The following is an 11,979-nucleotide window of genomic DNA, read 5'->3' as shown; positions in this document are numbered from 1 at the left end:
ACCGCACCATGACGCAAGCACAAGCACCCGGCCGGGACGAAGCAACGGTATCCGGCATCCGGCAACTGGACGGTGTATGGCGGTGGGTTCCCCGCCTGGCCACACTGGCGCTCACACTATTCACCATCGACTACCTGTTCAACTTGCGGTTGATCAACCTGGTCACACAGGTGGAAAGTCAGTTTTTCTACATGGTGGTGGCGCTGATGCTGCCGCTGGTGTTCCTGCTGTGGCCGATGAACCGGCTTGCGGCCCGCAACCACCTACCCTGGTACGACATAGTGCTGTTTTTCGCCTCGGCGGTGATCTGCGGTTTCTTCGTGTACAACGCCGAACAGGTTCTCGACCGGGGCTGGGAATACGCCGCTCCGTCCTACGCCGTGGTGATGAGTTTTCTGTTCTGGGTAACCGTGGTGGAAGCCATCCGCCGGGCCGGCGGCCTTCCCATTGCCACCATTGTCGGTTTGGCCAGCCTGTACCCGATTTTTGCGGACGTTGTGCCGGGCCCGATACAGGGCTTTCCTTCGTCACCGGAACAAACCGCCATCTACCTTGCCATGAGCCGGGAAGGCATTATGGGCATTCCGCTGCAGGCCTTCGCCAACCTGGTCATCGGCTTTCTGCTGTTTGGCGTGGCGCTGCAGAAAACCGGAGGCGGCAAGTTCTTCATCAACCTGGCCTTTGCGCTGCTCGGCCATGTCCGTGGCGGCCCGGCTAAGGTGGCGGTATTCTCCAGTGGTTTGATGGGGTCCATGAGCGGCAGCGTCATCACCAACGTCATGACCACCGGGGTGATGTCCATTCCCGCCATGCGTCGGGTCGGCTTCGGCAAATCCCACGCCGCGGGTGTGGAGGCTTGCGCCTCCACCGGCGGTGTGCTGATGCCACCGGTGATGGGGGCGACTGCCTTTATCATGGCGGCGTTTCTCAATATTCCCTACGGCACCATCGCGTTGGCGGCGGTGGTGCCCTCGGTACTGTACTTCCTCGGACTGTTCATCCAGATAGACGCCTACGCCGCCCGCCACGATCTCAAGGGACTGCCCGCGGAAGAACTGCCGTCGCTTCGGGACACCCTGAAGGAAGGGTGGTACTTCATCTTCGTGTTCGCGCTGCTGATCTGGATGCTGTTCTTTCTTCGCCAGGAGGCGACCGCACCCTTCTACGCCACCGCCTTGCTGCTGGCAATCAACCAGGTGCTGCCCTACCAGCGTTGGTGCTGGCAGGATGTGAAGGATTTTCTGTCAGACGCCGGCAAGCTGTTCGCGGAGCTGATTGCCATTCTCGCGGGCGTGGGCCTGCTCGTTGGCGCTCTGTCAGTGACGGGGTTATCCGGCACCATCGCCAACGACCTGATCTACCTCGCCGGCGGCAACACCTTGGTGCTGTTGCTGATGGGAGCGCTGACCAGTTTTATCCTGGGCATCGGCATGACCGTGACCGCCGCCTACATCTTCCTGGCCGTGGCTCTCGCGCCCGCACTGGTGAATGGCGGTGGCATGAATCCCCTGGCGGTACACCTGTTCATCCTCTACTGGGGCATGCTCAGTTTCATCACCCCACCGGTGGCTCTGGGGGCCTTCGCCGCAGCCACCATTGCCGGCGCTCGGGCCATGGAAACCGGGTTTCAGGCCATGCGGTTGGGCAGTGTTATCTATTTCATTCCGTTCCTGTTCGTGCTCAACCCCGCGCTGATCTTCCAGGGTAGTTGGGACGAAATTCTGGTGGTCATTTTGCAGGCTCTGGCAGGGGTCGTTCTCATCGCAGGCGCCATGCAGGGCTGGCTGCTGGGCATAGGCCGCCTGACCGCCGGCGGCCTGCTGCAATGGCCAATGAGAATCGCCCTGATCCTCGGCGGCCTGCTGTTGGCGATTCCCGGTGGCGGTCCGGTGCCCCTGAGCAATCTCCAGCTGTCGCTGATCAGTGCCGTTCTGATCATCCCCGCCATTGCCGTAGCGTCGCTGACTCAGCGCCATGACCTTGGATCCACCGCAAACGACCAATCACTGGCCAGCTGAATCGACGATTATCCACCTCGGGGACAGGCTTCGCCTCGAAGCCTGTCCCGCATTTTCGGCCTTTCAGAACCGACAATTAAATCGGGCTCGGCTTTTATTCGGTATACTCTTGGGGTTTTTAGTTCGCTTCTGAAACTTCCAGCACATACCGAAATTATGAAACCAGCAGAATCCCAATCGACGTTTGTCACAGCCCTGATCACAGAACACGCTCCGGAAGAGGTGTTGCAGCTCGGCCTGGGGGACGTCAATTTGACACTCTCGGTCTGTCAGGCGCTTGAACGACTGGAAAATTCGGCGCTGACGCTGATCACGCCAACCATCGCTCAGCACGCCAGCTTTCTGAAAGAGCTGAAAAAACAGGAGGCAACCTCGCTCGGTAACCTGGTGGAGTTGATCAGAACGCCGGCCGATGAGGTACTTCCGGATTTTTATTTCCAGAACCGATCCGTCGACCTGGCCATCATCAACGATACCGCGCCATTCGACCAGGCGCTGGTTGCGCTGTATTACGTGGACAAAATGCTGGTGTCCCGGGGCACCGTCGTCATCAATAACGCGACTCACCCGGTGATGAGAAAAATCTGCCGTTACCTGCTGACGGAACGGGACTACACGCTACAGAAGTCCCTGGACGCTGCCACCAGGCAACCCTTGCTTGCCCGCTTTCTGCGCAGTCAGTTCAACCGGGCTCCGGACTTCATCAAAGGTACGGTCAAAAACGTTATCCATCCTGATCTGCTCATGACGGATGACGACCTGGGCCTACAATGTTCAGTGGTCGCGTTGACCAAACCCACGGTCGAAGGCGAGATAGACATGGACTTCGATACGCTGTTGGCGTCGATTATGGACGAAAACAGTTCGAACCCATGACGAACCCATCCCCCGGGCTCACGCTCCCGCTGAATCGAGACGCAGTTCACTGCCCCATCTGTGGGCAAGAGAATCAGTGTGCCGTCACCGCCGGTAAAAACCCGGCCAGCTGCTGGTGCTTTGCGCCGGACATTACCGTTGGTGACGCCGTAACGGCGGCGGTGCCAACGGCAAAAAAACGCACCGCCTGCGTCTGTGCCGACTGTATTTCCCGCCTGACCGCCGGGCAATAAACAAACACCCTGCCATCGTTTGCCAATCCTTCATCCCCTGCCAATTTTTCATATCGCCGGCCAAGGTTCCAAATCGCCCTCCAGCATTCCCTAAGCCACCAGCGTTTCCTAAGCAAGAGCGTGCGAAAAGCGTTCCATGAGAAATCCATGCGAGTGCCCTGCGAGCGCAAAGAGGGTTCCAAGAGGGTTCCAAGAGGGTTCCAAGAGAGTGCCAGGAGAGTGCCAAGAGAGTTCCAAGAGAGTTCCAAGAGAGTTCCAAGAGAGTTCCAAGAGAGTTCCAAGAGAGTGCCAAGAGAGTGCCAAGAGAGTGCCAAGAGTCTGAAAAACGGCCTACCATAAATAACCAGGCCATATCCCAGCCGGCGCTATGGAAGCGTAAGGTCGCTTACTCCGTATTGAAGGGCGTCGGTCCAAACAAAGGAGAGACACCATGCCCAATCATCCCGTAGTCTCGCAGCAGCAATGGGTAGAGGCCCGCAAGGCCCTGCTCGCCAAGGAAAAAGAACTGACCCACTTGCGCGACGAGTTGGCCCGACAGCGACGGGCGTTACCCTGGGTGAAGGTCAGCAAGCCCTATACCTTCGAGGGGCCGCAGGGAACCCGGTCTCTGGCGGAGCTGTTTGGCTCCCACAGCCAGCTGATCGTCTACCACTTCATGTTCGGTACTGACTGGGATGAAGGCTGCCCAAGTTGCTCGTTCTGGGCGGACAACTTCGAGAGTATCCCCATTCATCTGGCGCACCGGGATGCATCCCTGGTGGCCATCTCACGGGCCCCGTACGAGAAGCTGGCCGCCTATCGCCGCCGTATGGGCTGGACGTTTCCGTGGTACTCGTCCTTTGGCAGCGACTTCAACTTCGACTTTCAGGTGTCCTATACCAAGGCGCAGGTGGACTCCGGCCGGGCCGAGCACAATTACGCGCCGATGAAGGTGTTGGAGGAGCTGCCCGGAATCAGCGTGTTCTACCGGGATGACGCTAACGATCTGTACCACACTTACTCTACCTACCAGCGAGGCCTGGATATGCTCAACGGCGCCTATCACTACATGGACCTGCTGCCCAAAGGGCGTAATGAGGACGATCTGCCCTGGACCATGGCCTGGTTGCGTCGCCATGACCAATACGACGACTGAGCGAGTGCGGGACGCCCGGTGAGGCGCCGTCGAACGCCCTTCGCCCTGACTATACTGTGTCCTAAGGAGCCTCTGAACAATGTCAGGATCTTCTCTGCGCGACCTTCTAGGTGTTCAGAGCCATCCAGGAGTTGTTCGTAGGCTCCCAGACACAGCGGCCCCCAAACGCCGGTCATAGCCCCAGGAGGTAAGATATGAGCGTTCAGGATCAGCTAGAGAGCACCATCAAAGCCCTGGTTCAGGACGGCAAGGGCATTCTTGCCGCCGACGAAAGCAGCCCCACCATCGCCAAACGATTTGCCGCCATCGCCGTGGAATCCACTGAGGAGAGTCGCCGTGACTACCGCTCGCTGATTCTGTCGACGCCCGGTCTGGGCCAATACGTTAACGGTGTGATTCTGTTTGAAGAAACCCTGACTCAGACCGACAGCCAGGGAACGCCGCTGCCGGACGTGGCCAGTAACCAGGGTATCGTGCCCGGCATCAAGGTGGACAAGGGCAAGGTGCCGCTAGCCAATGCACCCGGTGACGAAATCACCCGCGGGCTGGATGGCCTGGAGGCCCGGCTCGAAAGCTACATCGGCCGGGGTGCCCGCTTCGCCAAATGGCGCTGTGTCTACCATGTTGCAGGCCATAACCCCGGCCGCCTGGCGGTGGAGGCCAACGCCAATGTACTCGCCAGCTACGCCGCCGTCTGCCAGTCGCTGGGCGTCGTGCCCATTGTCGAACCCGAAGTGCTGATCGACGGCGACCACAGCATCGAGCGCTGTGCGGATGTTATGGAGAGCGTGCTCCATGAGGTCTTCCATGCGCTGCATCGCAACCGGGTGGCACTGGAGTATATGCTGCTCAAACCCAGCATGGTGACACCGGGCAAGGACCACCCCCAACAGGCCTCCCCGGAGCAAGTCGCCACCGCCACCCTACAAATTTTCCGCCGTACCATACCCGCCGCAGTACCGGGTATCAACTTCCTCTCCGGAGGTCAGACACCCGAAGAGGCAACTCGTAATCTAAACGCAATCAACGGCCTGAAAAACCGCCCCTGGAACCTGAGCTTCTCCTATGGGCGAGCCTTACAGGAACCGGCGCTCACGGCTTGGCGGGGTGATCCCGGGCGGGTACAGGCAGCCCAGCAGGCGTTGCTCCACCGGGCCCGGATGAACAGCCTGGCGGCCCGGGGCCAGTACAGTGACGATCAGGAGCAGGACACCGCTTGGGAGCTGTAGGCCATGGCGCAAGGAGCTAGCAGCCCGCCCGACAATCGCCCTCGGCGTCGAATTCCATGGTGCGCCCGCTCAGCGGAACATGCACCGGCATCATGCTGGCCTGAATGAACTGTTCGGTTCGGGTGCCAGCCAGCACCTTACCGTCGCGGGTCGCCGCTTCGTTGGCGTGGGAGGCGATGACGGCGTTGGGCCGCAGCAATTCGTTGACCACGTACGCCGCCTCGGTGGGGCCTGTGGTATAGGTATCACCGATGTTCACCACCGCCAGTTTGGCGCCGTAATGGCCGGCCACCACCAGCTTCTGGTCGGCCATAATGCCGGTGTCCCCGGAGAGGTAGACCACCAGACCATTGGAGAACGTCAGGACATACCCGGTGGGCGGGCCAACGCTGGCATTCACACCGGCCGCCTGCAGATACTCCGCCAACGGCCCGGTCAGGTAACCCGGCGCCAGACCATTACTGTGGGCGGCCGGTATGGTGGTGATCTCCACGTTACCGAGGATCAACCGTCCGCCGAACCGCACCAACAGGGAGTCGTCCGCGTTACCATCGATAGCGGCCATGCGGATGGCAAAGAATCGTGGCATGTCGCTCCCGGTGACAATCTTGGCGCCCTTGGCCACGGCGATTCTGACCGAATTGGAGTCCGGCAGCGCGTCCTCGTCTGTCTCCGGGGCCGCACAGCTGCCGCTGTTCACCTTGCGAATATGACGGTCGCCGATGTGATCTCCATGGACATGGGACACCAGAACAATATCGATGTCTCCCAGGCGAGGATCATTTGGTCCCGCCACGGTGCGGCCGGCATCGTAAAGAATGCGGGTGCCGCTGGGATCTTCCAGGATCAGCGCCCGATCTTGGCGGCAGAACTCCCCGGAATGACTCCCCAACGGCGTAATCTTAACCGTACCAGACGCCGCCAGACTCGCTGGACTGAACAACAGCAGAGACAGCATTAACGCAGTGAGAATATGCAGTTGCTTCATGGTTCCGCTCCCAAGGTCATGGCGGGAAACGGCGACCACATCCCGCCAGAGGTGATCTTCCAAAGGAAAGCTTAGCCTCAGATCGAAAAAGCGGGAATCCGAGGCGCTCCTGAAGCCAAAATCAGCCGCCGATCAGGCGGCCGAACAGACCGTTTGGGTGGATGTTTCCAGGCAGCCATAGAACGGCGCCACGTCGCGAATCTTGCGGGCCTGCGGCCAGACTGCCTCCGCTTCCGGATAGCCCTTGCGGAGGTAGTTCAGCCACTGTTTGAGCCGCCCGGTGACGTAGCGGTCCCCTAAACGCGGCTCCAGCTCTGCCCCATAGGCTTTGATCAGTGCCACCACCTCGGACCAGCGCATGACCGGCACCGTCTCACCGGCTTGGCTGGCCTTGATTTGCCGGGCCAGGTCGGGACGGGTGATCAGGCCACGGCCGATCATCACGTCATCACAACCGGTGACCTCGCGACAGCGCCAGTAGTCCGCCACCGTCCAGATCTCACCGTTGGCGATAACCTGACAAGTCACCGCCTCCCTCACCCGGGCAATTTCTTCCCAATAGGCGGGGGGCTTGTAGCCGTCGACCTTGCTGCGGGCATGGACCACGATCTCGGCAGCACCGGCCGCCGCCAGCGCCTCGGCGCAAGCCACCGCCATGGAGCGGTCATCGTAGCCCAGCCGCATCTTGGCGGTCACCGAAACCTCGGCCGGCACCGCGGCCCGCACAGACGCCGTGATGTGGTGCATCAGTTCCGGCTCACGCATCAGCACACAGCCGCCCTTGTGGCGATTGACGGTCTTGGCCGGACAGCCAAAGTTGATATCCACCTGGCGGGCGCCCAGCTCCGCGGCCTTGGCGCCGTGGCGGGCCATCATCACCGGATCGGAGCCCAGCAACTGCACCGCAACCGGCACGCCGGCCTGTGTCCGCGCGCCCTGATGGAGCTCCGGTGCGTACTTGTAGAAAATGCGCGGTGGCAGCATGCCCTGCGTGACCCGGATAAATTCCGTCACGCTGCGGTCGATACCGCCTACCCCGGTGAGAATTTCACGAATGGGGGCGTCGACCAGCCCTTCCATCGGGGCGAGGATAATTCGCATGGGTGCTCCGCAAACCGATCAAATGATGAACAGCCGCGCATTCTAACGGTTTTGAGACCAAATGAAAGCCGGCCTTTGCGATACGGGAGCCAACGGTTGGTTATGGCGGCACGCTCGGAATCGGGGGGGTTATTGTCCGAGCGCGTAGTTAACCCAGTAATCCATCAACAAGGCCATCGCCACGGCAGGCTTGCGAGGTACGGCTGCGGCGCGCGGTTTCATTGACGGTCTCCTTAAGACTGAGTCTATAAGATCAATCTAGATGAGAACTGCGCGTTTGTGTAGCCATTTTCGTAACACAAGAGGACAGATTTCGAATCTGTCCTCCCGAAATAAAAACAAAGTCTTAAAGCCGTTCGATGCCGGCAAATTTGCCCTGTTCATCGAACTGGATTTTAAAGCTGCCGTGAATGCCGTCGCAGAGGAAAAAAGGCGAGAGTATCCGGGCCGGGAAACGGACCGACCGTCCGTCCCGGGCCCGGGCGTGTACATCCCGGGCAGCCCCTTGGTAGAGCTTTATCCACTCATCGGGGCTGATCGAAAGGTCCACCACGATCTGCTGCATGGCAACCGTTAGTTGGCCAGTTCGAGCAGCAGTCGGTTCAAGCGGGCGACATAAGCCCCCGGGTCCTGCAACTGCTCACCACTGGCCAGGGTGGCCTGGTCGAACAGTACCGCGGACAATTCACCGAATCGAGTCTCGCCCTGCTCGCTTTCCAGACGCTGCACCAACGGGTGGTCGACGTTGATTTCGAAGATCGGCTTGCTGTCGGGCACTTTCTGGCCCGCCGCTTCCATGATCTTCTTCATCTGCGCGCCCATGTCGTGGTCGCCCACCACCAGGCAGGCCGGAGAGTCCGTCAGCCGGTTAGTGACCCGCACTTCCTGCACCCGGTCCTCCAGGGCTTTCTGGATGCGCTCCAGCAGGTCCTTGTGGGCCTTAGTGGCCTCTTCCTGCTGTTTCTTGTCCTCTTCGGTCTCGGTCTCGCCCAGGTCCAGCTCACCACGGGCCACGTCCTGGAACGGCTTGCCGTCGTATTCGTTGAGGTAGCCCATCATCCACTCGTCGATGCGATCGGAGAGGATCAGCACCTCCAGGCCTTTCTTGCGGAACACCTCCAGGTGAGGACTGCTCTTGGCGGCGACGTGGCTGTCGGCGGTGATGTAGTACAGCTTCTTCTGGCCGTCCTTCATCCGGCCGATGTACTCATCCAACGACACGTTCTGGCTGGCTTCGCCGGTATGGGTGGAGGCGAAGCGCAGCAGGCCGGCAATCTTCTCACGGTTACCGAAGTCTTCGGCCGGACCTTCCTTCAGCACGGTTCCGAACTCGTCCCAGAATTTCTGATACTGTTCCGGCTCCTTCTTGGCCAGCTTCGACATCATGTCCAGCACACGTTTGGTGAGCGCGGACTTGATGCTCTCCACGGTACTGTCGTTCTGCAGGATCTCACGGGATACATTAAGGGACAGATCGTTGGAGTCGATGACGCCCTTGGTGAAGCGCAGGTACAACGGCAGGAACTGCTCGGCATCGTCCATGATGAACACGCGCTGCACGTACAGCTTGAGGCCACGGGGTGCTTCCCGGTTGTACAGATCAAACGGCGCCCGGGCTGGCAGGTACAGCAGACTGGTGTAATCGAGCTTACCTTCCACCTTGTTGTGGGACCAGGTCATCGGGTCTTCGAAATCGTGGCCGATGTGCTTGTAGAACTCCTTGTACTCCTCGTCCTTGATTTCGGTACGCGGCAGGGTCCACAGGGCGGTGGCGTCGTTGACGGTCTCTTCCTTCGCCTCTTCGCCTTCTTCGGTGGCTTCCACCTTCATGATGACCGGGAAGGAGATGTGATCGGAGTACTTTTTCACCAGCGACCGCAGGCGCCAGCCACTGGCAAACTCCTTCTCGTCGGCCTTCAGGTGCAGGACGATTTCAGTACCACGGGTTTCACGGGTGACTGGCTCAAGGGAAAATTCGCCGTCGCCTTTGGATTCCCAATGAACCCCCTCTTCCGCCGGAGCACCGGCCTTGCGGGTAAAGACTTCGACGCGATCCGCCACGATAAAGGCAGAGTAAAAGCCGACCCCGAACTGACCAATCAGCTTGCTGTCTTTTTTCTCGTCACCGGACAACTGCTTGAGGAACTCAGCGGTGCCGGACTTGGCGATAGTACCCAGGTTGGCAATGACGTCGTCGCGGGACATACCGATGCCGTTGTCGGTGAGGGTTACGGTGTTGGCCGCTTCGTCGTAATCCAGACGAATGCTCAAATCCGGGTTACCCTCGTACAACGAGTCGTCCTTGAGGGCCGCAAAACGCAGCTTGTCTTGCGCATCGGAGGCGTTGGAAATCAACTCGCGCAGGAAGATTTCCTTGTTGGAATAGAGGGAATGGATCATCAGGTGGAGCAGTTGCTTCACCTCGGTCTGAAATCCCAGGGTTTCTTTTTGTGATTCAACCGTCATGGCTTGATAGTCTCCTAACTGCAATGAAACACACGGAAGGCGACCACCGGACAACCGTTGGCCGGTCGTCGCCTTCAACACTTATTCGATGCAATCAGAAGTGGGGCCGGACGGGAGCATTTCAAGCCCTAATCGCTCAGCGCTCTAGTCTTCCAGCAGGAAATGAGCGCGGGCGGTGGCGATGGGCTGGCTGCGGGATTTCTGCCAGGCGGTGATCATGACGTTGGCGACCCGGTTGCCCTGGCGGGTCAGACGGCATTCGGCGTAGGTTTCCCGGTCGAGGCCGGCACGGAGGTAATCCAGGGAGAAGTCGACAATTCGCGGCATCCGCAGCACTTCCTGGGACATCATCAGGTAGATGGCGGCAGACAGTTCCATGAACCCACCGATCACGCCACCGTGGATGGCCGGCAGGATCGGGTTACCAATATTGGAATCTTTGCGCGGCAAGCGGAAAATCAGGTCGTCTCCAAACCGCTCGCACTGCAGCCCGATGAACGTGGCATAGGGAATTCCCCCCAGCAACCGGGAAAAATCGCCCGTTTCCTGGGTGTAACGCAAGACTTCGGCGGTGGTCATGCCTCTCCTCCAACGATCAGGTCGCGAAAGGACTTCGGCGTGGCCTCCTGGCCTATGCGCATAAAGGTACCGACACAGTGGGCAATCACCTTGTCGGTATCCTGATAGGCCTCGCAACGGGTGAATATGATGTTCTGGGTGACCCGGTAAGCCTCCGCCCGGGCATAAACCGGCCGATGGGGTTCCGCCGGACGCATGTAGTCCACCCGCAGGTCCAGGGTCGGACACAGTTCGAACTCCGGTAAGGCACAAATCATCACCGAGCCGGAAGCGGTATCCATCAGGGTTGTAATGGCACCACCGTGGATCACCCCGGTTTCCGGGTTGCCGACGATCTGCTCACTGTAAGGCAGACACAAAACCAGCCGGTTCTCATCGGCCTCTGCCACCGTCAGCCCCAGCGCCCGGGATTGGGCCAGGGTGTCGATAAACCGGTTCACCCGGTCTCTACGTGTGTTATTGGTCATGCTTGTGGGCCTTTACGTCGTCTTGCTGTCTGATGGTTAGGGCTTGTCCGCGGCCCCTTCGGGCTCCTCGAACACCTTGCCGGCGCGCAGCGCTGTCAACGCCTCGGAACGGAACTCCCGGCGATACAGCACCGCCACCACTAGGGTGGACGCGGCGATAAAGGCCGCCGGGTGAATGAACCAGGCGACCACCGCCAGCGCATAATAATAAGAGCGTAGCCCCAGATTGAAGGTATCCCCAGCCATGTTGCAGACCTTGGCGGCACTTTGGGCGAAGGCTTCGCGGGCTGCGGGACTGACCGTCTTGTCCCCCGGCGATGGTGCGCCGCCGATCAACACCGAGACAAAGTTGTACATCCGCATCGACCAGGTGAACTTGAAGAACGCGTAGATAAAGACGATCAGCAGCACCACCATCCGCAGTTCCCAGATTTCCCGACTGGGCAGGCTGCCAAACGGCAAGGTGCTGAAGATTTCCATCACCTCCTGGGAATAGCCCAGAGCGGTGATGATACCGGCCAGAATCAGTAGGCAGCTGGACGCGAAGAAGGCGCCGTTCCGTTCCAGGTTGCCCACAACGGAGGCGTCGGAGATGCGGTTCTCCCGCCGCAACATCACCCGCATCCAGTCTTCCCGGTACAGGTCCAGGGTGTTGGACAGGCAAGGACGATCGTCCGCACGCCTCTTGGAATAGGTGCTATAACCCAGCCAGCAGATCACAAACCAGACCAGCGCCAGTAAATCCAGGTATTCGGTCATTAATACAGGTTCCGGGGACCAGGGACTGAAACTCAGAGGCAAGACGCGCATCATACCCGAAGGGACCCTGGCGCTCCACAAGCCGCCAGGACGAACCTCATCCTGACTTCGGGAATGTGGTATAAGGG

General features: G+C 59.7%; 12 protein-coding genes. 5 read left to right on the top strand and 7 right to left on the bottom strand.

Annotated elements, in window-relative coordinates:
- Nucleotides 1–8: 8 nt before the first annotated feature.
- The 5 genes from N6L25_RS13345 (at nt 9) to N6L25_RS13325 (ending at nt 5,491) form a co-directional block, all read left to right on the top strand.
- On the top strand, nt 9–2,018 hold the full coding sequence (locus N6L25_RS13345) for a TRAP transporter permease (protein ID WP_271981169.1): 2,010 nt from the start codon (nt 9–11) through the stop codon (nt 2,016–2,018).
- Between the two features lie 156 nt (nt 2,019–2,174).
- A complete protein-coding gene (locus N6L25_RS13340) occupies nt 2,175–2,894 on the top strand; it encodes a class I SAM-dependent methyltransferase (protein WP_271981167.1) in 720 nt (239 codons plus the stop codon).
- The gene (locus tag N6L25_RS17725; protein WP_442915244.1) at nt 2,789–3,127 is read left to right on the top strand and encodes a cysteine-rich CWC family protein; all 339 of its coding nucleotides are present in this window, start codon (nt 2,789–2,791) and stop codon (nt 3,125–3,127) included. The genes N6L25_RS13340 and N6L25_RS17725 overlap by 106 nt, the downstream gene beginning before the upstream one ends.
- 430 nt (nt 3,128–3,557) lie before the next feature.
- Nucleotides 3,558–4,262, top strand: coding sequence for a DUF899 domain-containing protein (locus tag N6L25_RS13330; RefSeq protein ID WP_271981163.1), 705 nt, complete (start codon nt 3,558–3,560; stop codon nt 4,260–4,262).
- Nucleotides 4,263–4,456: 194 nt separating this feature from the next.
- Complete coding sequence (locus N6L25_RS13325) at nt 4,457–5,491, top strand: class I fructose-bisphosphate aldolase (RefSeq protein ID WP_271981161.1); 1,035 nt, start codon at nt 4,457–4,459, stop codon at nt 5,489–5,491.
- 16 nt (nt 5,492–5,507) lie between these two features.
- Here the strand turns inward: N6L25_RS13325 and N6L25_RS13320 are convergent, their stop codons facing one another.
- From N6L25_RS13320 to N6L25_RS13290, 7 genes are all read right to left on the bottom strand, one after another.
- On the bottom strand, nt 5,508–6,479 hold the full coding sequence (locus tag N6L25_RS13320; protein ID WP_271981159.1) for an MBL fold metallo-hydrolase: 972 nt from the start codon (nt 6,477–6,479) through the stop codon (nt 5,508–5,510).
- Between the two features lie 132 nt (nt 6,480–6,611).
- Nucleotides 6,612–7,580, bottom strand: a complete 969-nt coding sequence (locus tag N6L25_RS13315) for a tRNA dihydrouridine synthase (protein WP_271981157.1) — start codon at nt 7,578–7,580, stop codon at nt 6,612–6,614.
- A gap of 346 nt (nt 7,581–7,926) precedes the next feature.
- Nucleotides 7,927–8,145, bottom strand: a complete 219-nt coding sequence (locus N6L25_RS13310; protein ID WP_271981154.1) for a DUF2835 domain-containing protein — start codon at nt 8,143–8,145, stop codon at nt 7,927–7,929.
- A gap of 8 nt (nt 8,146–8,153) precedes the next feature.
- Nucleotides 8,154–10,046, bottom strand: coding sequence for a molecular chaperone HtpG (htpG, locus tag N6L25_RS13305; protein ID WP_271981152.1), 1,893 nt, complete (start codon nt 10,044–10,046; stop codon nt 8,154–8,156).
- Between the two features lie 144 nt (nt 10,047–10,190).
- Nucleotides 10,191–10,625, bottom strand: a complete 435-nt coding sequence (locus tag N6L25_RS13300) for a PaaI family thioesterase (RefSeq protein ID WP_271981150.1) — start codon at nt 10,623–10,625, stop codon at nt 10,191–10,193.
- Nucleotides 10,622–11,092: a PaaI family thioesterase gene (locus N6L25_RS13295; protein ID WP_271981148.1), complete on the bottom strand. Its 471-nt coding sequence runs from the start codon at nt 11,090–11,092 to the stop codon at nt 10,622–10,624. Before N6L25_RS13295 ends, N6L25_RS13300 begins: the two co-directional genes overlap by 4 nt.
- 36 nt (nt 11,093–11,128) lie before the next feature.
- Complete coding sequence (locus N6L25_RS13290) at nt 11,129–11,851, bottom strand: DUF599 domain-containing protein (protein WP_271981146.1); 723 nt, start codon at nt 11,849–11,851, stop codon at nt 11,129–11,131.
- Between the last annotated feature and the right edge of the window lie 128 nt (nt 11,852–11,979).

The organism is Marinobacter sp. SS21 (assembly GCF_028369065.1).
Lineage (GTDB): Bacteria > Pseudomonadota > Gammaproteobacteria > Pseudomonadales > Oleiphilaceae > Marinobacter.
This window is presented reverse-complemented; position numbering and strand designations above follow the sequence as displayed.